Origin of the sequence: Paracoccus sp. J39 (genome assembly GCF_000518925.1) — a bacterium.
In the GTDB taxonomy this organism is placed as follows: domain Bacteria; phylum Pseudomonadota; class Alphaproteobacteria; order Rhodobacterales; family Rhodobacteraceae; genus Paracoccus.
On sequence record NZ_JAEN01000004.1, the window covers coordinates 185,288 to 209,033 of the forward strand.

Sequence of the window (23,746 nt, forward strand, 5' to 3'; positions counted from 1 at the left end):
CGCAATGCCGCGCCGCAGCCGGCCGGTTCCGGATTTCGCGGCTCACGATCTTGTGGGCAGGCCGTGACAGCCGCCGCGCCGCGCGCTAGTCTGGCGCCACCAAGGGGAGTCCCGGCAAGGGGCTGAGAGACCGCTGGCCTCGATCGACCCGACGACGGGCGGCGCGGTGACCCTTCGAACCTGATCCGGATCATGCCGGCGAAGGGATGGGAAGGATGCGCCTGTCTTTTGCCGGCCTCACCGCGAGGCCGAACTGCAACCCGGTCTCGCCCCAAGCCATGAGGGCCCCGATGACCGAGAGCTTTTTCGAAACCCTGCGCCGGGAATGCGCCGCGGACTGGACCGCCGCCGTCGAGCACCGCTTCGTACGCGAGCTGTTCGCCGGCAGCATCGCGGATGCGGCGATGGCGCGCTACCTGGTGCAGGATCACCGCTTTCTCGACGCCTTCCTGACGCTTCTGGGCGCGGCCATCGCCTCGGCCGACCGCTTCGAATCGCGGCTGCGCTTCGGGCGTTTCGCCGGCATGGTCTCGGGCGAGGAGAACGACTATTTCCTGCGCGCCTTCGCGGCGCTCGGCGTGGACGAGGCGGATCGCGCCGCCACCCCCGACAGCGCGCCCACCGCGGGGTTCCAGGCGCTGATGCGCGAGGCGGCGGCGACGCGCAGCTATCCCGCCGTGCTGGCGGTGTTGAACGTGGCCGAGGGGCTTTACCTCGATTGGGCCAGCCGCGCGCCGCAGCCGCTGCCCGAGCGTTTCGTCCATGCCGAATGGATCACGCTGCACGATAATGCCTTCTTCCGGGATTTCGTCGGCTTCCTGCGCGAGGAGTTCGACCGGGCCGGGCCCGGAGCGGCGGATCAGGCGCGCGACTTCTTCCGGCGCGCCGTCACGCTGGAACGGGCGTTTTTCGACGAGGTCTACGCGGCCTGACGGTCAATCCTCGACGATCTCGATCTCGGGCGGGCTGCCGGGCGGCCCGTTCGCGCGATAGTCCAGCACGATGCGCGGCAGCGCGGCCGGCGCCAGCCGCTCGCCGGTATGGCGCATCTCGGGCAGGCTCCACCAGCGGAATTCGCGGATGGCGCCGGCCTCGGGCGCGTTCCGGATCACCGGCACGAAATCCTGGGTCTCGATCAGGAAATAGTCCTCGGACTGCCGCCAGCGTCGCTGCCGCAGCGTCATCGCGACGCGGCGGCGCCAGACCAGCGGGCCAAGCGCGGGCAGGGCGAAGCCCAGTTCCTCGGCCAGTTCGCGGCGCAGGGTCTGCTCGGCGGTCTCGCCGGGCTCGGCGCCGCCGCCGGGGGTGATCCACCAGTCGCCGGTGCCGTAATCGACGCGCATCAGCAGCACCCGGTCGTCCGGGGTCAGCAGGATGGCGCGCATGGCCTGCCTGTCGATGATCCGCATCTTCGGCCGCCAAAGGAAAGGCCCCGGCCGCGGGTCGCGTTCCGGGGCCTGGACCAGTCGGGACGAGGGCTTATTCGTCGTCGCTCTCGGGCACGTCGGCGATGTCGTCCAGCGACATGTCGCCGTCATCGTCGTCGTCCAGCAGATCGTCGTCCAGATCGCCGGTATCGGCGTCGTCGTCCAGATCCTCGTCATCGACCAGATCGGTCTGGTCTTCTTCCCGCGCCGCGGTCTTTTCCGAGATCAGCGAGCGCGAGCGGCCGTTGGTCAGGCTTTCCAGCGTGAATTCTGCGCCGCAGGCGGGGCAGGTCATCGGGTCGTTTCTCAGGTCGTAGAAGCGCGTGGCGCAATGGGGGCAAAGGCGTTTCGTGCCCCATTCCTCTTTGGGCATGGTATTCTCTTTTTCTGCCGCGTTCAGGTAAATCCGCTGTCCCCTGCCATAGCCGCGCGGGGCTGTCAAAGCCTTTTCCCCTTGCGGGCGGGTGGCGGTGCAGGGGAAAGATGGGGCAACAGGCGGACCATCGCAAGATGCGGGACATGATGGACAGGATTCTGGTCGGAGGCGACATTCCGGTGACGCTGCGGCGCTCGGCCCGGGCGCGGCGCATGACGCTGCGCGTGGCGCGGGCGGGGGGCGAGGTGGTGCTGACCCTGCCCAGCCGCACCAGCCTTTCGGACGGCCGCGCCTTTGCCGAGTCGCGGGCCGAGTGGCTGCGCCGCACCCGGGCCGAAATGCCGGCGCTGCAGCTTGCCGAGCATGGCGCGCTGCTGCCGGTCGAGGGCCGGCTGCGCCGCATCACTCCGGCAGGCACGCGCCGGGTCGAGCTGACCGACGAGGCGCTGCTGGTGCCGCAGGCCCGGCCGGCCGGCGTGGTGGTCGAGGCCTGGCTGAAGCATCTGGCGCAGGCCCGGCTGGTCGCGGCCTGCGACCGCTACGCGGCGGCGCTGGGGCGCGGCTTCCGGGCGCTGGCGCTGCGCGACACGCGCTCGCGCTGGGGCAGCTGCACCCATGACGGACGGCTGATGTTCTCGTGGCGCCTCGCCATGGCGCCGCCCGAGGTGCTGGACTATGTCGCGGCGCATGAGGTGGCGCATCTGGCGCATATGGACCATTCGCCGGCCTTCTGGGCCGCGACCGGGCGGCTGATGCCGGATTACGCGCGCCACCGCGCCTGGCTGCGCAGGCACGGCCATGAGCTGCTGGCCTGGCGGTTCCGCCTCTGACGTGCGGACTTGACGGCGCCCGGTTTTGTGATCACAGCTGGCGCATGACTGCTTCGCGTTCCTCGGAAAGTTCCGCCCATGAGCGGCTTTATCGCAACCTGCGCCAGCGCATCATGCTGGGCGAACTGCCGCCCGGCCTGGCCCTGACCCTGCGCGGCATCGCCGCCGAGCATCGCGTCTCGATGACCCCGGCGCGCGAGGCGGTGCGGCGCCTGGTGGCCGAGGGGGCGCTGTCGCTCTCCTCCTCGGGGCGGATCACCACGCCGGAGCTTTCGGTCGAGCGCATCGAGGAACTGGCGGCGCTGCGCGGGCTGATCGAGCCGGAACTGGCCGCCCGCGCCCTGCCGCGCGCCCACCAGGCGCTGATCGAGCGCATGGCGGTGATCAACGCCGCCATCGGCGAGGCGGCGGAAAGCCATGACGCGATCGGCTATATCCGCACCAACCTGGAATTCCACCGGCTGCTCTACCTGCGCGCCCAGGCGCCGGCGATGCTGGCCATCGTCGAGACGGTCTGGCTGCAGCTCGGCCCGACCATGCGCGCGCTCTACGGCCGGGTCAAGCGCAACGAGCCGCCGCGCCATCACCGCATGATCCTGGCCTCGCTGCGCGCCGGGGACGAGCCGGGGTTGCGGCTGGCGGTCCGGGCCGACGTGACCCACGGCCTGCGCCACCTGGGCACGGCCTGAACCCGGCGCGGCCATTTCTTCGTTGCAGAAATCCCCGAATCCGGCAGCGCGGGCGGGCGCGGCCAGCGCCGGATCAGACCTCCTCGATCCGCAGCTCGACCGGCTCGCCGGCGATGACGCCGGTGCGGGGCAGGGCCTCGATGGCGTGGTCGATGGCCTCGGGGGTGGTCTTGTGGGTGACGATCAGCACCGGCGCGATGCCCTCGCTGTGGGAATGGCCGTATTGCCGCATGCGGTCGATCGAGATGCCGCTGTCGCCCAGCACCGAGGCCACCTTGGCCAGCGCCCCCGGCTTGTCGGTCAGCTGCAGGCGGATGTAATAGGCCGCCGGCACTGCCGTTCGCGCCGGTTGCGGGCTGGCCAGCGTCTCGGCCGGCTGGCCGAAGCTCGGCATCCTGACGCCGCGCGCGATCTCGACCACGTCGGACATCACCGCGCTGGCGGTCGGACCCTCGCCGGCGCCGGCGCCGCGCAGCACGATCTGGCCGACCGCATCGCCCTCGATCACCACCATGTTGGTGCCGCCCTGCAATTGCCCCAAGGGGCTGTCGGCGGGAACGAGGCAGGGCGACATGCGCTGCTCCAGCCCGCGCCCGGTCATCTGGGCCACCCCCAGCAGCTTGATGCGATAGCCCATGTCGGCGGCGCGGCGGATGTCGTCGATGCTGACCCGCTCGATGCCCTCGATCTCGACCGCGTCGAAGCTGGGGCGGGTGCCGAAGGCGATGGCGGCCAGGATGGCCAGCTTGTGGCTGGCGTCGATGCCGCCCACGTCCAGCGTCGGGTCGGCCTCCAGATAGCCCAGCTGCCGCGCCTCCTCGAACACCGTCTCATAGGGCAGGCCGGCGCTTTCCATCCGGGTCAGGATATAGTTGCAGGTGCCGTTCATCACCCCCATGACGCGGCGTATCTCGTTGCCGGAAAGCGACTCGGTCATGGTCTTGATCACCGGGATGCCGCCGGCCACGGCAGCCTCGAAGCGGATCACCCGCCCATGGGCCTCGGCCAGTTCCGCCAGCTCCTGGCCGTGGATCGCCAGCAGCGCCTTGTTGGCGGTCACCACATCCTTGCCGGCGCGCAACGCGGCGGTCACCGCCTCGCGGGCGATGCCCTCGTCGCCGCCGATCAGCTCGACCAGGACGTCCACGTCCTCGCGCAGCGCCAGGGCGCGGGCGTCGTCTTCCCAGGCATAGCCGGACAGGTCCAGGTCGCGGTTCTTCATCCGGTCGCGGGCGCTGACGGCGGTGATGGCGATGGGCCGGCCGGCGCGCAGGCCCAGCAGGGCGGCGTGTTTCTGGATGATCTTGACGGTGCCGGTGCCGACCGTCCCGAGACCAGCGATGCCGAGACGAAGCGGAGAGGCGTTTTGCCCCTGGTTCTGGGCGGACATATGAAACTCTTATCTATGGACGAAGCGGTGTTAGCGGATGGCGCGCGGGCTTGCAACGCAAGGCTTACGCCTCGTCGTCCCCGGCCCAATAGCCTTGCACGCCGGTTGCGCGCATCACTCGCAGCACCCGGGTGCCGATCTCGACCGTCTCCTCGCGGATGCGGTTCAGGTCGTCGATGCCCAGCGGATCGCGCTGCACCTCGCCCCTGGTGCTGACGAAGGCCGGATGCCAGCGCCCGCGATGCTCGGTCGGACGCCAGGAGGCATGGCAGAGCAGGTTGCGCAGCAGCCGGATCTCGGCCAGCCGGTCGGTGATGCGGCTGCGGTCGCGCAAGCCGGGATAGCGGCTCATGGCGGCGTCCAGCTGCTCGATCAGCGTGCCCATGGAATCATCGGCGACGGCGCCCATGCGGGTCAGCCAGGTCTGCAGCTCGGCCTCGGTCAGGTCGTCGGCCAGCCGGGCGCGGTCGAGCGCATAGATGGTGCGCTTGATGATCTCCTCCAGCCAGCCGAAATTCGCCACGCATTGCCCCAGCGCGGCGGCGAAATCCGGCGGCAGGGTGTAATGGGTCTCGGGCGGCGCGCCTATCCTCGCCATGGCCCACCGATGCGGCCGGGGGGCGGGGGTCTGCGGCCTCGGCCCGCGTCCCGCGGGACCGGGGGAAGGGCCCCGACGGATGGATCGCGCACCGGGTCTCCCTCGCCGGTGATGCCGGTGATCCGCCTGCCCCGTCCGTCGTCCATCCTGCCTCCGCGTTCCGGGCGCGAGTGTTCCACAGCGCCCGGCGACAGGCAAGGCGCGGTCAGAGGATCTTCTGCAGCAGCACCAGGTCCAGCCAGCGGCCGAACTTGCGCCCGGCCTGCCGCACAAACCCGGCCGGCCCATAGCCGATGGCGCGGTGAAAGGCGATCGCGGCCTCGTTCTCGGCCGAGACGGCGGCGATCATGCCATGCGCGCCGGCGGCGCGGGCGTGATCCTCCAGCGCCGCCATCAGCGCCCGGCCGACCCCGCGCCCGCGCGCGGCCGCCGCCAGGATGATGGTGTGCTCCATGCAATGCGCATAGCCGTTGCCGCTGCGAAACTGGTCATAGCTCGCCAGCCCCAGCACCTCGCCCGCCTCTTCGGCGACCAGGAACGCCCGCCCCGCCGCCCGGCGCCCGGCGATCATGCGCGCCAGCCCCTCCGCGGTCTTCTCCTCGCTCGAGAAGGTGACCGTGGTCTCGCGGATCAGCGGGTTCCAGAAATCCAGGATGGCGGCCAGGTCGCGCTCCTCGGCAGGTCGGATGATCATGGGCTTGCTCCGGTTGGAAGCCGCGGCCCGATCCCTCGCGCGGCGGCTGGCCATCTTCTCTGTTTCACAAATACCCATGCAACGGCGCCGGCAAGAGGCGCCGTTGCCGGCGGGGCGCCTAGGCCGCCCGCGCCTCGCGGATCAGGCTCAGGATGTCGCGCGCCGCCGAGGGGATGTTGGTCCCCGGCCCGAAGATCGCCTTCACCCCGGCCTTCTTCAGGAAATCGTAATCCTGCTGCGGGATGACGCCGCCGCAGATCACGATGATGTCGCCGGCGCCCTGGTCCTTCAAGGCCGCGATCAGCTTCGGCGCCAGGGTCTTGTGGCCCGCCGCCTGAGACGAGATCCCCACCACATGCACGTCGTTGTCGATGGCGTCCTGCGCGGCTTCCTCGGGGGTCTGGAACAGCGGCCCCACATCGACGTCGAAGCCGATATCGGCGAAGGCGGTGGCGATCACCTTGGCGCCGCGGTCATGGCCGTCCTGGCCCATCTTGACCACCAGCATGCGCGGGCGGCGACCCTCCTGCTCGGCGAAGGTCTCGACGTCGCGCTGGATCTGCGCGAAATCGTCGTCGCCCTCATAGGCGGCGCCATAGACGCCGGCCAGCGTCTTGACCTCGGCCCGGTGGCGGCCGAATTCCTTCTCCATCGCCATGCTGATCTCTCCCACGCTGGCCCGGGCGCGCGCGGCCTCGACCGCCGCCTCGAGCAGGTTGCCGCCTTCCTTGGCCCGGCGCGTCAGCTCGTCCAGCGCCGCCTGGCATTTCGCCTCGTCCCGCGCCGCGCGCATCGCCTGCAGCCGGGCGATCTGCGCCTCGCGCACCTTCATGTTGTCGATGTCGAGGATGTCGATCGGGTCTTCCTTGGCCAGCCGATACTTGTTCACCCCGACGATCACCTCGTCGCCGCGGTCGATCATGGCCTGGCGGCGGGCGGCGCTTTCCTCGATGCGCAGCTTGGGCATCCCCGAGGCCACGGCCTTGGTCATGCCGCCCATGGCCTCGACCTCCTCGATCAGCGCCCAGGCCTTCTCGGCCAGCTCATGGGTCAGGCTTTCGACGTAATAGGAGCCCGCCAGCGGATCGACGACATGGGTGATGCCGGTTTCCTCCTGCAGGATCAGCTGGGTGTTGCGGGCGATGCGGGCACTGAATTCGGTTGGCAGCGCGATGGCCTCGTCCAGCGCATTGGTGTGCAGCGACTGCGTGCCGCCAAGCGCCGCGGCCATCGCCTCGTAGGCGGTGCGGACCACGTTGTTGTAGGGGTCCTGTTCCTGCAGGCTGACGCCCGAGGTCTGGCAATGCGTCCGCAGCATCAGGCTGCCCGGCTTCTTCGGATCGAATTCCTTCATGATGCGCGTCCACAGCAGGCGCGCGGCGCGCAGCTTGGCCGCCTCCATGAAGAAATTCATGCCGATGGCGAAGAAGAAGGACAGCCGCCCGGCGAACTGGTCCACGTCCATGCCGGCCTTCAGCGCGGCACGGACATATTCGCGCCCGTCGGCCAGCGTATAGGCCAGCTCCTGCACCAGGTTCGCGCCCGCCTCCTGCATGTGATAGCCCGAGATCGAGATCGAGTTGAACCTGGGCATCTCGTTCGAGGTGTATTCGATGATGTCCGCGATGATCCGCATCGAGGGCTCGGGCGGATAGATATAGGTGTTGCGGACCATGAACTCCTTGAGGATGTCGTTCTGGATGGTCCCGGACAGCACGGCGCGGGAATGGCCCTGTTCCTCGCCCGTCACGATGAAATTGGCCAGCACCGGGATCACCGCGCCGTTCATGGTCATGGACACGGAAACTTTATCCAGCGGGATGCCGTCGAACAGGATCTTCATGTCCTCGACGCTGTCGATGGCGACGCCGGCCTTGCCCACGTCGCCCTCGACCCGGGGATGGTCGCTGTCATAGCCGCGATGCGTGGCCAGGTCGAAGGCGACCGAGACGCCCTGCTGGCCCGCCGCCAGCGCCTTGCGATAGAAGGCGTTCGATTCCTCGGCAGTGGAAAACCCCGCATATTGCCGGATGGTCCAGGGCCGGCCGGCATACATGGTGGCGCGCGGGCCGCGGGTATAGGGCTCGATCCCGGGCAGGCTGCCCAGATGCGGCAGGTCGCGGACGTCCTCTTCGGTATAGAGCGGCTTGACCTCGATTCCCTCCAGCGTGTGCCAGGTCAGGCTGTCCGGATCGGCGCCTTTCAGCTCCTTGCTGGCGAGCCTGCGCCATTCCTCCAGGGAGGCTTTCGTGTTTTCGCTCATCTTGCATCCTTTCCCATGGCCCCTCTGCTCTTATATGAAGAGAGAGTAGAGGGGGCGATGAAACTGAAACGGTTGATTTTTCTGGCGGCGGTGCCGCTTCTGGCGGCGATGGGACCCAGGCCCGAGGGCGAGGCCGACGGCCATCGCCCGTATGTCCGCGGCGAAGTGCCCGCCGCGCGCAGCGAAGGCACGGCCGCGCCCGCCGGGCCGGCCGAGCGCGAACTGACCGTGCTGCCGGCGGCCGAGGCCGACCCGGCGGAATTCATGTGGCAGGCCCGGCCGGTGGTGATCTTTGCCGATACGGCGGCCGACCCGGCCTTCGTCGAGCAGCTGACCGCCCTGCAGCGCGATCCGGCGCCGCTCTTGGCCCGCGACGTGGTGGTGGTGACCGATACCGACCCGGCCGCGGCCAGCGTCTGGCGCCGGCAATTGCGCCCCGAGGGGTTTTCGCTGGTGCTGATGGACAAGGACGGCCAGGTCAAGCAGCGCAAGCCCGTGCCCTGGTCGGTGCGCGAGATCACCCGCGCCATCGACAAGTTCCCGCTGCGCCTGCGCGAGATCGGCCGGGCCGGGCTGCCATAGGATGTTGCGAAAATCGCAACTCCTTCATTGCGACAAGGGGCTTGACGCCTTATCTTGAGGCCAGGGCAGACGTGCTGCCCGCTGCAAAGGAGCTGTGCCATGGCGAAATCGTCCCTGACGCGCGTGACCGACGAGGCCGCTCCGCCCCGGCCGCGCAAGCCGGACACGGCCACCGAACAGGTGATCGAGCGGCTGCGCCGCACCCGCAGCGCGAATGAAATCACCAGTGTCATCGGCCTGAAGCCCATCAGAGGCCGCTCCGGTCCGAAGATCGCCTATTGAGGCGATCACGCAGCCCGGCCAATTCGCCGGGCAGGGTGGCGGCGATCAGTCGGGCCGCATCCTCGCGCTGCTTGCGCAGCATGGCCTGGATCTCGGCCTCGCCGCCGCGCAGGCTGGCGGTCAGCACCTCCAGGACGTCCAGCCCGGCCTCGCGCGCTTCCTGGTTCAGCAGGATATAGTCCAGCATCATGTCGGCCGCGCTTTCGGGACGGCTGCGGGCCATGCGGCGGATGGATTCGGCCATGGAATCCATGACCGCGATCAGCCGGTAATAGATGACCACCGGGTCGATCACACCCCCCGGCAGCAGGTGGATGTCCGGCAGCACGGCGCGAAAGATGCGGTCGTTGCCGCCATGGGCGATGACCAGGCCGGCATTGCCTTCCTCGATCTGCGACAGCAGCGTGTCAAAGCGCCCGTCCTGCACCTGGCGCTCCAGCGCGACGACATGGGCGCGCACCTCGGCCAGCAGCGCGCGCTGCATGTCATCGACCCGCTCGGCCCGCAGCTTGGCATCGCGGCGGCGGTTCTGGAAGGCGACGACCCACCAGCCCGTGGCGATGAACAGCCCGGCGATCACCGCCTGCTGTGCATGGGGGCTGAGATAGTCGTCGAAAACCGGCATGATCCCGATCCCTTGGCCGGACGCTGGCGGGCGCCCGGCGGTTGCCTGTCACTCGAACTCGATGATCACGTCATCGACCTTGAGGCTTTCGCCCGGCTGGGCGTTGACGGATTTCACCACCGCCTTCCTTTCGGCGCGCAGGATGTTTTCCATCTTCATCGCCTCGACCGTGGCCAGCGCCTGGCCTTCCTGCACCTCGTCGCCGGTCTCGACATTGATCCGCACGATCAGGCCCGGCATCGGGCAGAGCAGGAATTTCGAGGTGTCCGGCGGCAGTTTCTCGGGCATCAGCCGCGCCAGCTCGGCGGCGCGCGGGCGGCGGACATAGGTCTTCAGGTCCGCGCCCCGCACCCGCAGCCGGAAGCCCGAGGGCAGCCGGTCCACCTTCATCACCAGCGGCGAGCCGTCGACGGACAGCCGTGCCAGCGACTGCCCCGGCAGCCAGTCGCTTTCGACGCGCAGCTTGCGCCCGTCGATCTCGACTGTCGAGCCCTGGCGGTCGGCGGTGATGCGCACCGGGATCTCCTTGCCGGCGACGAAGACGACCCAATGCTCGCCGACATGGCGCTCGTGATTGTCGAGCCGGCCCGAGATGCGGGCGCGCCGGATCTCGGCCACGCGATGCATGGCCGCGGCCGAGGCGGCGACGCGGGTGATCTCGGCATCGGGCAGCGTCGCGCCCAGGAAGCCGTCGGGATATTCCTCGGCGATGAAGGCGGTCGAGATGTCGCCCGAGACGAATTTCGGATGGTCCATCACCGCCGACAGGAAAGGCAGGTTGTGGCCGATGCCCTCGACCTCGAACTCGTCCAGCGCCAGTCGCATCTGCTCGATGGCGGCCTCGCGGGTCGGCGCCCAGGTGCAGAGCTTGGCGATCATCGGGTCGTAATACATGCTGATCTCGCCGCCCTCGTAGACGCCGGTATCGTTGCGCACCCCGGTCGCGGCGACCGGCGGATGGTCGCCGGGATGGGCGGGCACCCAGCGGTCGGCCTCGACCATCGGCCCGGCGGCGGTCTCGGCCGGCGGGCGATAGCGGGTCAGCCGGCCGATCGAGGGCAGGAAGTTGCGATAGGGATCCTCGGCATAGAGCCGGCTTTCGATGGCCCAGCCGTTGATCTTCAGGTCCGCCTGGGCGAAGGGCAGGGGCTCGCCCGCCGCGACGCGGATCATCTGCTCGACCAGGTCGATGCCGGTGATCAGCTCGGTCACCGGATGCTCGACCTGCAGGCGGGTGTTCATTTCCAGGAAATAGAAGTTCTTGTCGGCATCGACGATGAATTCGACCGTGCCGGCGCTGGTATAGCCCACCGCCTTGGCCAATGCGCAGGCCTGCTCGCCCATGGCCCTGCGGGTCGCCTCGTCGAGGAAGGGCGAGGGGGCTTCCTCGATCACCTTCTGGTTGCGGCGCTGGATCGAACATTCGCGCTCGTGCAGGTAGACGCAATTGCCGTGCTTGTCGGCCAGCACCTGGATCTCGATATGGCGCGGCTGGGTGACGAATTTCTCGATGAAGATGCGGTCGTCGCCGAAGCTGTTCGCCGCCTCGTTCTTCGAGGATTCGAAGCCCTCGCGCGCCTCCTGGTCGTTCCAGGCGATGCGCATGCCCTTGCCGCCGCCGCCGGCGCTGGCCTTGATCATCACCGGATAGCCGATCTGCCCCGAGATCTTCACCGCCTCATCGGCATCGGCGATCAGGCCCATATAGCCCGGAACCGTGCTGACGCCGGCCTCCTGCGCCAGTTTCTTCGAGGTGATCTTGTCACCCATCGCCTCGATGGCGGGCGAGGGCGGGCCGATGAAGGTGACGCCTTCCTTCTCCAGCGCCTCGGCGAATTTCATGTTCTCGGACAGGAAGCCGTAGCCGGGATGCACCGCCTGGGCCCCGGTCTGCCGGATCGCCTCCATGATCTTGTCGATCACGATATAGGACTGGTTCGCCGGGGGCGGGCCGATATGGATGGCCTCGTCGGCCATCTTGACATGCAGCGCGTTGCGGTCGGCGTCGGAATAGACGGCGACGGTCTGGATGCCCATCTTCTTGGCGGTCTTGATGACCCGGCAGGCGATCTCGCCCCGGTTGGCGATCAGGATTTTCTTGAACATGCTTCTTTCCCTTGGGGCAGATCCCGGACGTGAAAAAGCCGCCCCGGCAGGGTGCCGGGACGGCCTGAAAACGGCAATGGATTATGGCCGCGCGGCTTAGTAGCGGCGGTTCGGCTCGCAGAGGCGGACGTCGTCGCAAAGCGCGCCGGCGGCAGCGCCGATGGCCGCGCCCTTGGCGACGTTATGGCCGCCGACATAGGCAGCGGTTGCGCCGACGCCGGCGCCGATGAGGCCGCGGTCCATGTCGGTCGGGTTGATGCCTTGGGTGCAGCCGGCCAGGCCGAACAGGCCAAGGCCGAGCGCGAGGACGAGTTTCTTGGACATCTCGTTTGCTCCGGGATGCGGGCTGCGGCGCGGGCGGTCTGCCCTGCGCCGTCGGCCCTGTTGAAATCAGTAGCGGCGCTGGCAGACGCCGGCGTCGTCGCAAAGCGCGCCGCCAGCCGCGCCGATGAGCGCGCCGGTGGCAACGTCACCGTCGATGATCTTTGCCACGGCCGCACCGGCCAGCGCCCCGCCGGCCGCGCGCTGCGCGTCGGGCGAGAGGGTCGCGCCGCCGCCATAGCCCTGTTCGCAGGCGGCAAGGCCGGCGACCAGCAGGACCGCGCCGGAAAGACGGAGGATGACGGATTTTTGCATAGCTTTTTGCCTGTATTATGGACCCGGTTACGGGCCGTTGATGAGAGAGGTGCCCACAATATTGCATGCAGCATTTCGGGAAGAAACTGACAACGGTGTGAAAACGCGTCACTACGCGGCAATCCGCCCATCCGCGGCCCGTCCGTTCTCTGGCCGATCATCGACGCGGGTCCTCGTCTTCGTCGTCCCAGTCCTCGTCGTCCCAATCGGCCCCGTCCCAGTCGAATTCCGGGGCGTCCTCGGCGAAGAGTTCGGGAAAGCCTGCCTCGGCGCGCTTCAGGTCCACGCGCAGCAGCTGGTCGTAATCGGTGGGATCAAGCTTGCCGACCGGCACCACCTCGCGCCCGATCAGCCAGGACAGCCGCCCGGCGTCGAGATTGCCGCGCTGAAAGGGTTCCTCGCCGAAATGCTCGATCAGCGCGGCCAGAAAGGCGGTATCGGCGCGGCGGTCGGCCGGCTTGCGGTCGCGATAGCGCTCGCGCCGGACCAGGGGCGTTGCCCCCTTCTTGTTGGCGCGGCGGATGGTGAACTGGAAATCGGTGCCGGGAAGGCGGCCCGGAAAGCCGCGATGCTTCAGCATGTCTTGCCCCCTTGGATGATTGCGTGATCGCGCGGGGGGCGGGCGGGACGCGGATGGCGCGGGCCGCCTTGCAGCCCGCGCGCGGCCAATGGCTCAGTTGGCGCCGTATTTGCCCTGGAAGACCGGCTCGGGCTGGACCGGAATCGGGGTGACTTCGGGCTCTTTCTTGGCGCAGGCCGCGGCGAGGCCAACGAGAACGAGGGCCAGTGCAAGCTTCTTCGACATGTCGTCGTGCTCCTGTAATGCGGGACGCTTGCGTCCCGACTGCTCGGTTGAGATTCGGCCGCCCCATGCGGCCGCGGCGCCATCATAGCCAGCGCTGCGCAGTGCCGACAGGCACCCCGCAGGCAGGCGGGCGCTGCTGCGGGCGGCTGTGGCAGGCTTGCATCAGGGCGCGGGGAAACGGCCATCACCACGGCTCCCATTCGCAGACGTCGCGGTCGGGAGGCAGGCGGAAGGCCTCGAACAGCTGCACCGCCTCGGGATCCAGCGCACCGAAGGGCAGTTCGCGATCCGAAAGGCTGATGATGATCTGGCTGGGCCGCGGCGCGGGCGCGGCGATGCGGGGCAGGGCCCAGCTCTCGCACAGCCAGACGATGTCGTCATGCACCGGGTCCTGGGCCAGCACATCGGGCGCGGCGGGCAGCACCGGCTCGCCGATCAGCGCGTCCGCGGCCTGCTCGTCGGCTTCGTCGGGGATATCGGCCTCGGTCAGATCCTCCAGCGCCGCGGGGTCGATCAGCCCGTCATCGGGCTCGGCGCCCCGGGTCTCGCCGCTTTCGGTGTCGATCTCGATCGGGCCGCGGGCCTCGTCATCCGCGAAATCCGTGGCCGGGCCGCTGGTCGCCGGCACGCGCTGCGCCAGGTCGGGCATGACGAAGCGGAAGCGATAGGTCAGGCCGAAGCCGCCGGCATCGTCGTGCCGCGTCTCCTGCCAGCGCACCACGGCGCCCGAGGGCAGGGTGATGTCGCCCGCGGCATCCTGCGCCAGCGCAGCGCCCGCTGCCCCGGCCAGAACGGCCGGAGGCACCAGCGCAAAGCCGATCGCCGCAAGTCCCGACATGCTTCCTCCCTCGGTCGTCCGCCGTTACAGCGGGATGTTGTCGTGCTTCTTCCAGGGGTTCGACAGCTTCTTGCCGCGCAGGCTGGCGAAGGCGCGCGCCACGCGGCGGCGCGTCGAATGCGGCTGGATCACCTCGTCGATGAAGCCCTTTTCGGCGGCGACGAAGGGGTTGGCGAAGCGGTCCTCGTAATCCTTGGTGCGGCTGGCGATCTTCTCGGCATCGCCAAGCTCGCTGCGATACAGGATCTCGACCGCGCCCTTGGCGCCCATCACCGCGATCTCGGCCGTGGGCCAGGCATAGTTGAAATCGCCGCGCAGGTGCTTGGAGGCCATGACGTCATAGGCGCCGCCATAGGCCTTGCGGGTGATGACGGTCACCTTCGGCACCGTCGCCTCGCCATAGGCGAACAGCAGCTTCGCGCCGTGCTTGATGACGCCGCCATATTCCTGCCCGGTGCCCGGCAGAAACCCCGGCACGTCGACGAAGGTCAGGATCGGGATCTCGAAGGCGTCGCAGAAGCGCACGAAGCGCGCCGCCTTGCGCGAACTGTCGATGTCGAGGCAGCCGGCCAGCACCATCGGCTGGTTGGCGACCACGCCGACGGTCTGGCCCTCGATGCGGATGAAGCCGGTGATGATATTGGCGGCGAAATCCTTCTGGATCTCGTAGAAATCGCCCTCGTCCGCGACCTTCAGGATCAGTTCCTTCATGTCATAGGGCTGGTTCGGGTTGTCGGGGATCAGCGTGTCGAGGCTGGGCTCGATCCGGTTCGGGTCGTCGAAGAACGGCCGGGTCGGCGCCTTCTCGCGGTTGTTGAGCGGCAAGAGGTCGACCAGCCGGCGGATTTCCGACATCGCCTCGACGTCGTTTTCAAAGGCACCGTCGGCGACCGAGGATTTCTTGGTATGGGTCGAGGCGCCGCCCAGCTGCTCGGCCGTCACCACCTCGTTCGTCACCGTCTTGACCACGTCGGGGCCGGTCACGAACATATAGGAGGTGTCCTTGACCATGAAGATGAAGTCGGTCATCGCCGGCGAATAGACCGCGCCGCCGGCGCAGGGGCCCATGATGACGCTGATCTGCGGCACCACGCCCGAGGCCATGATGTTGCGCTGGAACACGTCCGCGTAACCGGCGAGGCTGGCCACGCCCTCCTGGATGCGCGCGCCGCCCGAATCGTTCAGCCCGATCACCGGAGCGCCGTTCTGCACCGCCATGTCCATGATCTTGCAGATCTTCTGCGCATGGGTTTCCGACAGCGAGCCGCCGAAGACGGTGAAGTCCTGCGAAAACACATAGACCATGCGGCCGTTGATCGTGCCCCAGCCGGTGACGACGCCGTCGCCATAGGGGCGGTCCTCCTCCATGCCGAAATCGGTCGAGCGGTGGCGGACGAACATGTCGAATTCCTCGAAGGAGCCCTCGTCCAGCAGCAGCTCGAGCCGCTCGCGCGCGGTCAGCTTGCCGCGGGCGTGCTGGGCGTCGATGCGCCGCTGCCCGCCGCCCAGCCGCGCATCGCGGCGGCGCGATTCCAGTTCGCCGAGGATGTCCTTCATGAGCCGTCTCCCTTTGGGTTTGGCGCAAACTATCGGCTTGGCGCCCATGCGGGAAGCAGAAAGGCGAAAATTTGCAAAATATGCTAGCCAATCGCGCTGCAAATAGCAAAATTGGCAAAAGCCTTGACGCCGCCATGGGCAAGAGCCATGCCGCTGCCATGGGACTCGTCATCGATATTCCGGCCATCGTGGCCAACTGGAAGGCGCTTGCGGCCAAGGCCCCCGGCGCGCGGGCGGCGGCCGTCGTCAAGGCCGATGCCTATGGGCTGGGCGCGGATCGCGTGGCGCCGGCGCTTCATGCGGCAGGCGTGCGGGATTTCTTCGTGGCTCTGGCCTCGGAGGGGCAGGCGATCCGGCCGCTTCTGCCCGAGGATGCGCGCATCTTCGTGCTGTCGGGCCATATGGAGGGCGCCGACCTGGCCGGGCTGATTCCGCTGCTGAACAGCCCCGAGCAATTCTTTCGCGACCGGGCCTTGCGGCCGCGCGGAGCCTTCGGCATCCAGCTTGACAGCGGCATGAACCGGCTGGGCTTCGAGCCCGGCGAATGGGCCGCGGTCCGGGCCGAGGCGCTGGCCGGCGGGCTGGCTCTGATCATGTCGCACCTGGCCTGCGCCGACGAGCCGGACCACCCGGCCAATGCCCGGCAACTCGCCGCTTTCCGCGCCATGACCGAGGGCGTGGCCGCGCCGCGCTCGCTGGCGGCGACGGGGGGCATCCTGCTGGGGCCGGACTATCATTTCGACCTGGTGCGGCCCGGTATCGGGCTTTACGGCGGCGAGCCCTTTGGCGATGCGCAGCCGGTGGTCACGCTGGCGCTGCCGGTGATCCAGACGCGCGAGGTGAAACCCGGCGAATCCGTGGGCTACGGCTATGCCTGGACCGCCGCGCGCCCGTCGCGGGTGGCGACGGTGGCCGCAGGCTATGCCGACGGGCTGGCGCGGGCCCTGGCGCGGGACGGCAAGCTGAGCCTTTGGGCCGGCGAGCGTCCCTGCCCGGTGATCGGCCGCATCTCGATGGACCTGATCACCGTCGACGTGACCGACCTGCCCGACGTGCCGCCGGCGCTGGAGATCCTGAATGCCCGGCAGGGCGTCGACGACCTGGCGGCGCTGTTCGGCACCATTGGCTACGAGATCCTGACCTCGCTCGGCCGGCGCTACGAGCGTCGCTGGCTGTGAACCCGATCCGGCTGACCGGCAGGGCGGCGATCGGCCTTGCCCGGATGACGGGCCGGGTGGCGATCTTTGCCGCCCGCGGGCTGGCGCGTGTCGGGCAGCACCCGGCGGAACTGGCGCGGCAAGCCATGCAGATCGGCTGGCTGTCGCTGCCGGTGGTGGGGCTGACGGCGCTGTTCACCGGCGCGGCGCTGGCCTTGCAGATCCATTCCGGGGGCGAACGCTTCCAGGCCGGGGACGTGGTGCCCGCCATCGTCGCCATCGGCATGGCGCGCGAACTGGGCCCGGTGCTGGGCGGGCTGATGGTCGCGGCCCGTGTCGCCAGCGCCATCGCGGCCGAGCTGGGCACCATGCGCGTCACCGAACAGATCGACGCGCTGGTGACGCTGTCCACCGATCCCATGGGCTGGCTGGTCTCGCCCCGGCTCTGGGCGGCGCTTCTGTGCGTGCCGGTTCTGGTGGGCGTCGGCGACGTGATCGGCATCATGGGCGGCTGGTTGATCGGGGTGAATGCGCTGGGGTTCAACTCGGCGCTCTACCTGTCCAATTCCTGGGCCTATCTGGAAAGCTGGGACGTGGTCTCGGGCCTGCTGAAGGGCGCGGTCTTCGGGCTGATCGTGGCGCTGTCGGGCTGCTGGTTCGGCATGACGGCCGCCGGCGGCGCGGCCGGGGTCGGACGGGCGACGACTAATGCCGTGGTCGCGGCCTCGGTCGGCATCCTCGCCGCCAATTTCGCGCTGACGGGGCTGTTCTTCTGATGCTCTCGGTGCGCGGCCTGTGCAAAGCCTATGGCGCCAAGCGGGTGCTGGACGGCGTGGACCTGGACCTGGCCGAGGGCGAAAGCCTGGTGGTCATCGGCGGCTCGGGCACCGGGAAATCGGTGCTCCTGCGCTGTATCCTGGGGCTGGAGACGCCCGATGCCGGCGCGATCCTGTGGCAGGGCCGGCCGCTGGCCGGGCAGCGGGGCGCGTTCATGGAGCATTTCGGCATGCTGTTCCAGAACGCGGCGCTGTTCGACAGCCTGCCCGTCTGGCGCAACGTCGCCTTTCGGCTGCTGCGGACCATGCCCAAGGCACGCGCCCGCGCCATCGCCGTGGAAAAGCTGGCCCGCGTCGGCCTTGGCCCCGAGGTGGCGGATCTTTACCCGGCCGAGCTGTCGGGCGGCATGCGCAAGCGCGCCGGGCTGGCCCGCGCCATCGCCGCCGACCCGAAGATGATCTTCTTCGACGAGCCGACGACCGGGCTGGACCCGATCCGGGCGGCGGCGATCAACGCGCTGATCCGCGGCATCGTGGACGAGACCGGCGCCACCGCCATCACCATCACCCATGACATGAGCTCGGTGCGCAGCATCGCCGACCGGGTGGCGCTGCTGGACCGAGGGCGGGTCCGCTGGCAGGGCGGGGTTGCCGAAATGGACGCGGCCGAGGACGACTACCTGCGGGATTTCGTCGCAGGCCGGGCCCGTCCCATGGCGCGGGGCCCCGGCGCGTGATGCCCGTTTTTCCGCCGAATCGGCTGCAAATCCAAAACAGCGGGGCCGCCCCCCTTGTGCGAATCCCGCGCAGTTGCAACCATGAGTTACTGAGAATCCCACCTCGGAGACGAATTTGGGTCTGACCCCTACGCATCCCGCGACCGCGACCCCCGGCGAAACCCTGCTGGAATTTCACGACAACCGGCTGCTGATCGACCTGTGCGGCCCGCATGACCGCTATCTCGCCCGCATCGAGGAGGCGCTGAAGGTGCATATCCTGCGACGCGGCAACCTCTTGTCGGTCGTCGGCCCCGTCGAGGCCCAGGCCGAGGCGGCGCAGGTGCTGCGCGCGCTTTACGCCAGGCTGGAACAGGGCCGCCCGGTCGAGATGGCCGAGGTCGAGGCGGCGCTGCGCATGGGCAGCGAGACGGTGACCGAAGGGCCCAGCCCGGCCGAGCAGCTGGAGATGTTCCAGACCGGCCCGATCGAGCTGCGCACCCGCAAGAAGACCGTCGAGCCGCGCACCGACGCGCAAAAGGAATACGTCCGCGCGCTTTTCGCCAACGAGCTGGCCTTCGGCATCGGCCCGGCCGGCACCGGCAAGACCTATCTGGCGGTGGCGGTGGGCGTGACCATGCTGATCGGCGGCCATGTCGACCGCATCATCCTGTCGCGCCCGGCCGTCGAGGCGGGCGAGCGGCTGGGCTTCCTGCCCGGCGACATGAAGGAGAAGGTCGATCCCTACATGCAGCCGCTCTATGACGCGCTGAACGATTTCCTGCCCAGCAAGCAGATGCAGAAGCTGATGGAGGAAAAGCGCATCGAGATCGCGCCCCTGGCATTCATGCGCGGCCGGACGCTGTCGAACAGCTTCGTGGTGCTGGACGAGGCGCAGAACGCCACCACCATGCAGATGAAGATGTTCCTGACCCGGCTGGGCGAGGGCTCGCGCATGGTCGTGACCGGCGACCGCACCCAGATCGACCTGCCGCGCGGCGTGCATTCCGGCCTGGTCGATGCCGAGAAGATCCTCAAGAACATCAAGGGCATCAGCTTCAGCTATTTCACCGCCAAGGACGTGGTGCGCCATTCGCTGGTCGCCCGCATCATCGAGGCCTATGACGCCGAGGCCGAGGCGGCGCTGGCCCGCGGCGAGATCTTCGACGAGCGCGGCCAGCGCATCCCCCGCCGCGAGCCGCGGCTGGCGGGCGGCGGCATGGCAGGAGGGGCGGGTGATGCCTGAGGCCGGAACCGCCCGCGACGAGGCGCCGGAGATCGTCGACATCGTGCTGGAGGACGACCGCTGGGAGGATGCCGGCCTGCCCGCCATGGCCGAGCGCGCCGCCCGCGCCGTGGGCGAATGGCTGGACCTGGGCGCGTTCCAGGTGGTGGTCATGGGCTGCGACGACGCCCGCATCGCCGCGCTGAACGCCGAGTTCCGCGGCAAGCCCAAGCCGACGAATGTGCTGAGCTGGCCCTCGACCGAGTTCGAGCCGCGCGCCCCGGGCGCCCGCCCCGAGCCGCCGGGGGACGAGGAGCTGGGCGATATCGCCATTTCCTACGACACCTGCCTGCGCGAGGCCGAGGCGCAGGGCAAGCCCTTCGCCGATCACGCCACGCATCTTCTTGTCCATGCAATGCTGCATCTTGCAGGATATGACCATATCGACGACGAGGATGCCGAAACCATGGAGGATGCCGAACGCTCGATCCTGGGCAGGCTGGGCATCCCCGATCCTTATCTGGAACACGAGACATGAGTAACGACCGAAGTCCCGACACGCCCGTCTCTGCCGAACCCGCCTCATGGGCGGATGGCATCGGCGGGGACGGGCGTGACCTGCCGCAATCGCGCGGCTTTCTGGGGCGCATCCTCGGCGCCCTGGGCGGCGGAGAGCCCGAGCCGGAAGGCGCCGAGGATCGCGACAAGGGGCCGGCCGCCGCCCCGGCGGGCGTGCCCGGCATGGTCAACCTGCGGCGGATGCGCGTCGATGACGTCGCCATTCCCAAGGCGGAAATCGCCGCCGCCCCGGTGACCGCCAGCCTGCCGGAACTGGTCGAAATGTTCCGCGAGCACGGCTTTTCCCGCATCCCGGTGTTTCGCGGCACGCTCGACAGTCCGCTGGGGCTGATCCATCTCAAGGATCTGGCGCTGAAATACGGCTTCGGCGCCCAGGTCCCGGTCAAGTTCGCGCTGCGCCCGATGTTGCGGCCGCTGCTTTACGTGCCGCCCTCGATGCCCATCGGCGTGCTCTTGCAGCAGATGCAGCAGAAGCGCATCCACATGGCGCTGGTGATCGACGAATATGGCGGCGTGGACGGGCTTGTCACCATCGAGGACCTGATCGAGCAGGTCATCGGCGAGATCGAGGACGAGCATGACGAGATCGAGGGCGGCCTGGTCATCCAGGAAAAGCCCGGGCAATGGCTGATCCAGGCCCGCGCCGCGCTTGAGGAAGTCGAGGCGCAGACCGGACTGCGCCTTGCCACCGACGAGGAAGAGGAAGAAATCGACACGCTGGGCGGGCTGATCTTCATGCTGACCGGTCGCGTGCCGGTGCGCGGCGAGGTGATCCCGCATGAAAGCGGCGCCGAATTCGAGATCGTCGACGCCGATCCGCGCCGGGTCAAACGCGTGCGGCTCCGGCTGCCGCAGCAGGAGCCGCCGCCGGCCGAGACCGAAAGCTGAAGCGTCAGAGCGCGGCGAAGGCCGGGGCGTGGGCGATGCGGCTGCCTGCGGGCAGCTGCGGTCCCAGCGCCATCAGATGCGGCCCGGCATAGGGCGAATCCAGCTCGGCCGGCGCAAAGCCGAAGCGGCCGTAATAGGCCGGGTCGCCCAGGACCACGATGGTATGGCCGTCGAATGCGGCAAGCGCGGCACGGACCAGCGCCTCGCCGATGCCGCGCGACTGCACGGCGGGATGCACGGCCAGCGGCGCCAGCGCCAGCGCCGGCGCCTCGGCCCGAAGCGGCGACAGGGCGACATGGCCGACGAGGGTGCCTTCCGTCTCGGCGACCAGCGACAGGGCAAGGCTGCCCTCGGCCCGCAGCGCCTCGACCAGGCGCGCCTCGTCCTTCCCGCCGAAGGCGCGGGTCAGCAGGTCCGAGACGGCGGCGCGGTCATGCGCCATCTCGGCCCGAAGGCGCGGCATCGGTTCGCTGCGGGTGAAATCGCGCCGGATGCCATGGCTCTCGCGGCCCCAGCGGCTGTCCTTCAACCGGTCGCGATGCGCCTGGAAGGCGGCCTCGTCGGCGTAAAGCTCATTCAGTTCCCAGACCAGCGGATCCTCGGCCTGGGCAAGGTCGAAGCGCAGGTTGCCGGGCTCGGCCCGGCTCAGTTCGGCATGTTCGGTCAGCAGGTCCAGCGCCAGCAGCATCTGCGCGGCGTCCTGGCAGATCAGCCGGCCCGAAAGCGAGACCAGCGGCCGGTCCAGCCGGATCTCCTCGCCGCCCAAAGCCACAGGGGGGGCGTGGTTGTGGTTATGTCCGCAGGCGCAACTCATGGCAGGATCCTTGTTGTGAACGGTTGCCGCAATGGCAGGCCGGGGGGAACCGGCAGCGTTCCCGGGGCCGAAGCCGTTAGCGGCGGCCACCTTATCGGGCGGCATTAAGCCGGCCTTGTCAATTTGCAAAGCCGCGCCTTGCGCCGGATCCGGCCCCCGAAACGAAAAGGGCAGCCCCTCGGCTGCCCTTCGGGGTCATTCCCACTCGATGGTGCCCGGCGGCTTCGAGGTGATGTCATAGGTGCAGCGGTTGATGCCCTTGACCTCGTTGATGATCCGCGTCGCGGTCTCGCCCAGGAACTCGTGGCTGAACGGGTAGTAATCCGCCGTCATGCCGTCCACCGAGGTCACCGCCCGCAGCGCGCAGGCATAATCATAGGTGCGCCCGTCGCCCATCACGCCCACGGTGCGCACCGGCAGGATGGCGACGAAGGCCTGCCAGATCTCGTCGTAAAGCCCATGCTTGCGGATCTGGTCGATGAAGACCGCATCGGCCTTGCGCAGGATGTCCAGCTTGTCGCGGGTGATCTCTCCGGGGCAGCGGATGGCGAGGCCGGGGCCGGGGAAGGGGTGGCGGCCGATGAATTTCTCGGGCAGGCCCAGCTCGCGGCCGAGCGCGCGCACCTCGTCCTTGAAGAGCTCGCGCAGCGGCTCGACCAGCTTCAGCCCCATCTTCTCGGGCAGGCCACCGACATTGTGGTGGCTCTTGATGGTGACCGAGGGGCCGCCCGAGAAACTGACCGATTCGATCACGTCCGGGTAAAGCGTGCCCTGGGCCAGGAATTCCGCGCCCTCGATCCCGCTCGCGTATTTCTGGAACACGTCGATGAACAGCTTGCCGATGGTCTTGCGCTTGACCTCCGGGTCGGCGACGCCCTCCAGCGCGGACAGGAACAGCTCGCTCTCGTCGGCATGGATCAGCGGGATGTTGTAATTGTCGCGGAACATGGTCACGACTTCCTCGGCCTCGTTCAGCCGCAAAAGCCCGTGATCGACGAAGACGCAGGTCAGCTGGTCGCCGATCGCCTCGTGGATCAGCACCGCGGCGACCGAGCTGTCGACGCCGCCCGAAAGCCCGCAGATGACGCGCTTGTCGCCCACCTGCTCGCGGATCTTGCGGATCGCCTCCTGGCGATAGCTGGCCATGGTCCAGTCGCCGGTAAAGCCGGCCATGCGCACGAAATTCTCCAGCATCCGGCGGCCGTTCGGGGTGTGGTGCACCTCGGGATGGAACTGCACGGCGAAGAACTTGCGCGCCTCGTCCGCGATCATGGCGAAGGGAGCGTTGGGCGAAGTGCCGATGACCTCGAAACCGGGCGCGAGCTGCGTCACCCGGTCGCCGTGGCTCATCCAGACTTCCTCGCGGCCGGTGTCGAACAGGCCGGCGAAGATGCCGTCGCCCTTGTGGCCCTCGGCGGGTGCGATGAAGGCGCGGCCGTATTCGGCGTGATGGCCCGATTCGACGCGGCCGCCCAGCTGCTCCATCATCACCTGCTGGCCATAGCAGATGCCGAAGACCGGGATCTGCAGCTCGAACAGGCTCTGCGGCGCGCGCGGCGAATCCGCCTGGGTGACGGAGGCGGGACCGCCCGACAGGATCACGGCCTGCGGGCCGAAGTCTTTGAGGAAGGCGTCGTCCACCGCGTTGAACGGGTGGATTTCGCAATAGACGTTCAGCTCGCGCAGGCGGCGCGCAATCAGCTGCGTGACCTGGGAGCCGAAATCGATGATGAGAAGGCGCTGATGCTGGGTCATGGCAAGGCTTTAGGCCGCGGCAATGCGCTTCGCAAGAGGGCTGACGCATCGCCGGCTGCAGCGCCGCCGGGGTATTTGAAAAACAGAGAAGGCCGGCCGTCGCGCCTCTACCGACGGTGCGGTCCAGTCCGAGCCAGT

At 68.6% G+C, this 23,746-nt stretch carries 27 protein-coding genes and 1 riboswitch; of the genes, 11 read left to right on the top strand and 16 right to left on the bottom strand.

Translation table 11 applies throughout. From position 1 onward, the window contains the following. The first annotated feature begins 92 nt into the window (after positions 1-92). Positions 93-224: riboswitch (TPP riboswitch) on the top strand. 66 nt (positions 225-290) lie between these two features. Beyond that, on the top strand, positions 291-932 hold the full coding sequence (locus L632_RS0105830; RefSeq protein WP_028716472.1) for a TenA family protein: 642 nt from the start codon (positions 291-293) through the stop codon (positions 930-932). A gap of 3 nt (positions 933-935) precedes the next feature. Here L632_RS0105830 and L632_RS0105835 read toward each other — a convergent pair whose 3' ends face one another. Together L632_RS0105835 and L632_RS0105840 are read right to left on the bottom strand one after the other, a co-directional pair. Further along, positions 936-1,409, bottom strand: coding sequence for an NUDIX hydrolase (locus L632_RS0105835; RefSeq protein WP_028711291.1), 474 nt, complete (start codon positions 1,407-1,409; stop codon positions 936-938). A 70-nt stretch (positions 1,410-1,479) separates the two neighbouring features. Further along, a complete protein-coding gene (locus L632_RS0105840) occupies positions 1,480-1,800 on the bottom strand; it encodes an FYDLN acid domain-containing protein (protein WP_028711290.1) in 321 nt (106 codons plus the stop codon). A gap of 149 nt (positions 1,801-1,949) precedes the next feature. On the opposite strand from L632_RS0105840, the gene L632_RS0105845 reads away from it, so the two are divergent. Then, a complete protein-coding gene (locus tag L632_RS0105845; RefSeq protein WP_028711289.1) occupies positions 1,950-2,633 on the top strand; it encodes a M48 family metallopeptidase in 684 nt (227 codons plus the stop codon). Positions 2,634-2,677: 44 nt separating this feature from the next. Further along, positions 2,678-3,322, top strand: a complete 645-nt coding sequence (locus tag L632_RS0105850; RefSeq protein WP_028711288.1) for a GntR family transcriptional regulator — start codon at positions 2,678-2,680, stop codon at positions 3,320-3,322. Between the two features lie 73 nt (positions 3,323-3,395). On the opposite strand, the gene L632_RS0105855 is transcribed toward L632_RS0105850, so the two are convergent. From L632_RS0105855 to scpA, 4 genes are all read right to left on the bottom strand, one after another. Continuing rightward, a complete protein-coding gene (locus L632_RS0105855; RefSeq protein WP_028711287.1) occupies positions 3,396-4,712 on the bottom strand; it encodes a homoserine dehydrogenase in 1,317 nt (438 codons plus the stop codon). A gap of 64 nt (positions 4,713-4,776) precedes the next feature. Next, positions 4,777-5,310, bottom strand: coding sequence for a hypothetical protein (locus L632_RS0105860; protein WP_028711286.1), 534 nt, complete (start codon positions 5,308-5,310; stop codon positions 4,777-4,779). A 205-nt stretch (positions 5,311-5,515) separates the two neighbouring features. Beyond that, complete coding sequence (locus L632_RS0105865; protein WP_084648065.1) at positions 5,516-6,004, bottom strand: GNAT family N-acetyltransferase; 489 nt, start codon at positions 6,002-6,004, stop codon at positions 5,516-5,518. Positions 6,005-6,122: 118 nt separating this feature from the next. Further along, complete coding sequence (scpA, locus tag L632_RS0105870; protein WP_028711284.1) at positions 6,123-8,267, bottom strand: methylmalonyl-CoA mutase; 2,145 nt, start codon at positions 8,265-8,267, stop codon at positions 6,123-6,125. Positions 8,268-8,324: 57 nt separating this feature from the next. Between scpA and L632_RS0105875 the strand changes: the two genes are divergently transcribed. Together L632_RS0105875 and L632_RS0105880 are read left to right on the top strand one after the other, a co-directional pair. After that, positions 8,325-8,849, top strand: coding sequence for a DUF4174 domain-containing protein (locus tag L632_RS0105875; RefSeq protein WP_028716474.1), 525 nt, complete (start codon positions 8,325-8,327; stop codon positions 8,847-8,849). Positions 8,850-8,948: 99 nt separating this feature from the next. Further along, positions 8,949-9,131, top strand: coding sequence for a hypothetical protein (locus tag L632_RS0105880; RefSeq protein ID WP_028711282.1), 183 nt, complete (start codon positions 8,949-8,951; stop codon positions 9,129-9,131). On the opposite strand, the gene L632_RS0105885 is transcribed toward L632_RS0105880, so the two are convergent. From L632_RS0105885 to L632_RS0105920, 8 genes are all read right to left on the bottom strand, one after another. After that, positions 9,097-9,756 carry a hypothetical protein gene (locus tag L632_RS0105885; protein ID WP_028711281.1) on the bottom strand — a complete coding sequence of 220 codons (660 nt, stop codon included), beginning with the start codon at positions 9,754-9,756 and terminating at the stop codon, positions 9,097-9,099. The genes L632_RS0105880 and L632_RS0105885 overlap by 35 nt on opposite strands. Before the next feature lie 48 nt (positions 9,757-9,804). Continuing rightward, on the bottom strand, positions 9,805-11,862 hold the full coding sequence (locus L632_RS0105890) for an acetyl/propionyl/methylcrotonyl-CoA carboxylase subunit alpha (RefSeq protein ID WP_028716475.1): 2,058 nt from the start codon (positions 11,860-11,862) through the stop codon (positions 9,805-9,807). Positions 11,863-11,958: 96 nt separating this feature from the next. Continuing rightward, the gene (locus L632_RS0105895; RefSeq protein WP_028711279.1) at positions 11,959-12,186 is read right to left on the bottom strand and encodes a hypothetical protein; all 228 of its coding nucleotides are present in this window, start codon (positions 12,184-12,186) and stop codon (positions 11,959-11,961) included. Between the two features lie 66 nt (positions 12,187-12,252). Further along, positions 12,253-12,498: a hypothetical protein gene (locus L632_RS0105900; protein WP_028711278.1), complete on the bottom strand. Its 246-nt coding sequence runs from the start codon at positions 12,496-12,498 to the stop codon at positions 12,253-12,255. A gap of 157 nt (positions 12,499-12,655) precedes the next feature. Next, a complete protein-coding gene (locus L632_RS0105905) occupies positions 12,656-13,078 on the bottom strand; it encodes a hypothetical protein (RefSeq protein ID WP_028711277.1) in 423 nt (140 codons plus the stop codon). A 93-nt stretch (positions 13,079-13,171) separates the two neighbouring features. Continuing rightward, positions 13,172-13,303: a hypothetical protein gene (locus tag L632_RS25065; RefSeq protein ID WP_256380431.1), complete on the bottom strand. Its 132-nt coding sequence runs from the start codon at positions 13,301-13,303 to the stop codon at positions 13,172-13,174. Between the two features lie 184 nt (positions 13,304-13,487). Next, complete coding sequence (locus L632_RS0105915) at positions 13,488-14,141, bottom strand: DUF6497 family protein (protein WP_028716476.1); 654 nt, start codon at positions 14,139-14,141, stop codon at positions 13,488-13,490. Positions 14,142-14,165: 24 nt separating this feature from the next. Beyond that, a complete protein-coding gene (locus L632_RS0105920) occupies positions 14,166-15,698 on the bottom strand; it encodes an acyl-CoA carboxylase subunit beta (RefSeq protein WP_028716477.1) in 1,533 nt (510 codons plus the stop codon). 158 nt (positions 15,699-15,856) lie between these two features. Here L632_RS0105920 and alr point away from each other — a divergent pair, with 158 nt between their 5' ends. The 6 genes from alr to L632_RS0105950 all read left to right on the top strand — a co-directional run bounded on the left by alr (position 15,857) and on the right by L632_RS0105950 (position 21,039). Beyond that, positions 15,857-16,876, top strand: a complete 1,020-nt coding sequence (gene alr / locus L632_RS0105925) for an alanine racemase (RefSeq protein ID WP_028716478.1) — start codon at positions 15,857-15,859, stop codon at positions 16,874-16,876. Further along, entirely contained in the window at positions 16,873-17,631 is a 759-nt protein-coding gene (locus L632_RS0105930; RefSeq protein ID WP_028716479.1) for an ABC transporter permease, read from the top strand. Before alr ends, L632_RS0105930 begins: the two co-directional genes overlap by 4 nt. Then, positions 17,631-18,368, top strand: a complete 738-nt coding sequence (locus L632_RS0105935) for an ABC transporter ATP-binding protein (RefSeq protein WP_028716480.1) — start codon at positions 17,631-17,633, stop codon at positions 18,366-18,368. Before L632_RS0105930 ends, L632_RS0105935 begins: the two co-directional genes overlap by 1 nt. Before the next feature lie 115 nt (positions 18,369-18,483). Continuing rightward, positions 18,484-19,593, top strand: coding sequence for a PhoH family protein (locus tag L632_RS22140; protein ID WP_036697444.1), 1,110 nt, complete (start codon positions 18,484-18,486; stop codon positions 19,591-19,593). Further along, positions 19,586-20,110 (top strand): rRNA maturation RNase YbeY, encoded by a 525-nt coding sequence (ybeY, locus tag L632_RS0105945; RefSeq protein ID WP_051416111.1) that lies wholly within the window; start codon positions 19,586-19,588, stop codon positions 20,108-20,110. Before L632_RS22140 ends, ybeY begins: the two co-directional genes overlap by 8 nt. Continuing rightward, positions 20,107-21,039, top strand: a complete 933-nt coding sequence (locus L632_RS0105950; RefSeq protein ID WP_028711269.1) for a CBS domain-containing protein — start codon at positions 20,107-20,109, stop codon at positions 21,037-21,039. Before ybeY ends, L632_RS0105950 begins: the two co-directional genes overlap by 4 nt. A 4-nt stretch (positions 21,040-21,043) precedes the next feature. On the opposite strand, the gene L632_RS23450 is transcribed toward L632_RS0105950, so the two are convergent. Beyond that, the gene (locus L632_RS23450; RefSeq protein WP_028716481.1) at positions 21,044-21,853 is read right to left on the bottom strand and encodes a GNAT family N-acetyltransferase; all 810 of its coding nucleotides are present in this window, start codon (positions 21,851-21,853) and stop codon (positions 21,044-21,046) included. 195 nt (positions 21,854-22,048) lie between these two features. Beyond that, positions 22,049-23,608, bottom strand: a complete 1,560-nt coding sequence (guaA, locus tag L632_RS0105960) for a glutamine-hydrolyzing GMP synthase (RefSeq protein WP_028711267.1) — start codon at positions 23,606-23,608, stop codon at positions 22,049-22,051. Positions 23,609-23,746 lie beyond the last annotated feature (138 nt).

What these genes read in the sequence shown, in the direction of transcription:
- L632_RS0105850 (WP_028711288.1), top strand. Translation starts at nt 2,678, where the DNA reads ATGACTGCTTCGCGTTCCTCGGAAAGTTCCGCCCATGAGCGGCTTTAT.
- L632_RS0105890 (WP_028716475.1), bottom strand. Translation starts at nt 11,862, where the DNA reads ATGTTCAAGAAAATCCTGATCGCCAACCGGGGCGAGATCGCCTGCCGG.
- L632_RS0105905 (WP_028711277.1), bottom strand. Translation starts at nt 13,078, where the DNA reads ATGCTGAAGCATCGCGGCTTTCCGGGCCGCCTTCCCGGCACCGATTTC.
- scpA (WP_028711284.1), bottom strand. Translation starts at nt 8,267, where the DNA reads ATGAGCGAAAACACGAAAGCCTCCCTGGAGGAATGGCGCAGGCTCGCC.
- L632_RS0105935 (WP_028716480.1), top strand. Translation starts at nt 17,631, where the DNA reads ATGCTCTCGGTGCGCGGCCTGTGCAAAGCCTATGGCGCCAAGCGGGTG.
- L632_RS0105880 (WP_028711282.1), top strand. Translation starts at nt 8,949, where the DNA reads ATGGCGAAATCGTCCCTGACGCGCGTGACCGACGAGGCCGCTCCGCCC.
- L632_RS0105860 (WP_028711286.1), bottom strand. Translation starts at nt 5,310, where the DNA reads ATGGCGAGGATAGGCGCGCCGCCCGAGACCCATTACACCCTGCCGCCG.
- L632_RS0105900 (WP_028711278.1), bottom strand. Translation starts at nt 12,498, where the DNA reads ATGCAAAAATCCGTCATCCTCCGTCTTTCCGGCGCGGTCCTGCTGGTC.
- L632_RS0105855 (WP_028711287.1), bottom strand. Translation starts at nt 4,712, where the DNA reads ATGTCCGCCCAGAACCAGGGGCAAAACGCCTCTCCGCTTCGTCTCGGC.
- L632_RS0105830 (WP_028716472.1), top strand. Translation starts at nt 291, where the DNA reads ATGACCGAGAGCTTTTTCGAAACCCTGCGCCGGGAATGCGCCGCGGAC.
- L632_RS0105835 (WP_028711291.1), bottom strand. Translation starts at nt 1,409, where the DNA reads ATGCGGATCATCGACAGGCAGGCCATGCGCGCCATCCTGCTGACCCCG.
- L632_RS0105895 (WP_028711279.1), bottom strand. Translation starts at nt 12,186, where the DNA reads ATGTCCAAGAAACTCGTCCTCGCGCTCGGCCTTGGCCTGTTCGGCCTG.
- L632_RS0105875 (WP_028716474.1), top strand. Translation starts at nt 8,325, where the DNA reads ATGAAACTGAAACGGTTGATTTTTCTGGCGGCGGTGCCGCTTCTGGCG.
- L632_RS0105950 (WP_028711269.1), top strand. Translation starts at nt 20,107, where the DNA reads ATGAGTAACGACCGAAGTCCCGACACGCCCGTCTCTGCCGAACCCGCC.
- L632_RS0105920 (WP_028716477.1), bottom strand. Translation starts at nt 15,698, where the DNA reads ATGAAGGACATCCTCGGCGAACTGGAATCGCGCCGCCGCGATGCGCGG.
- L632_RS0105885 (WP_028711281.1), bottom strand. Translation starts at nt 9,756, where the DNA reads ATGCCGGTTTTCGACGACTATCTCAGCCCCCATGCACAGCAGGCGGTG.
- guaA (WP_028711267.1), bottom strand. Translation starts at nt 23,608, where the DNA reads ATGACCCAGCATCAGCGCCTTCTCATCATCGATTTCGGCTCCCAGGTC.
- L632_RS0105865 (WP_084648065.1), bottom strand. Translation starts at nt 6,004, where the DNA reads ATGATCATCCGACCTGCCGAGGAGCGCGACCTGGCCGCCATCCTGGAT.
- alr (WP_028716478.1), top strand. Translation starts at nt 15,857, where the DNA reads ATGGGACTCGTCATCGATATTCCGGCCATCGTGGCCAACTGGAAGGCG.
- L632_RS0105915 (WP_028716476.1), bottom strand. Translation starts at nt 14,141, where the DNA reads ATGTCGGGACTTGCGGCGATCGGCTTTGCGCTGGTGCCTCCGGCCGTT.
- L632_RS0105845 (WP_028711289.1), top strand. Translation starts at nt 1,950, where the DNA reads ATGGACAGGATTCTGGTCGGAGGCGACATTCCGGTGACGCTGCGGCGC.
- L632_RS23450 (WP_028716481.1), bottom strand. Translation starts at nt 21,853, where the DNA reads ATGAGTTGCGCCTGCGGACATAACCACAACCACGCCCCCCCTGTGGCT.
- L632_RS0105840 (WP_028711290.1), bottom strand. Translation starts at nt 1,800, where the DNA reads ATGCCCAAAGAGGAATGGGGCACGAAACGCCTTTGCCCCCATTGCGCC.
- ybeY (WP_051416111.1), top strand. Translation starts at nt 19,586, where the DNA reads ATGCCTGAGGCCGGAACCGCCCGCGACGAGGCGCCGGAGATCGTCGAC.
- L632_RS25065 (WP_256380431.1), bottom strand. Translation starts at nt 13,303, where the DNA reads ATGTCGAAGAAGCTTGCACTGGCCCTCGTTCTCGTTGGCCTCGCCGCG.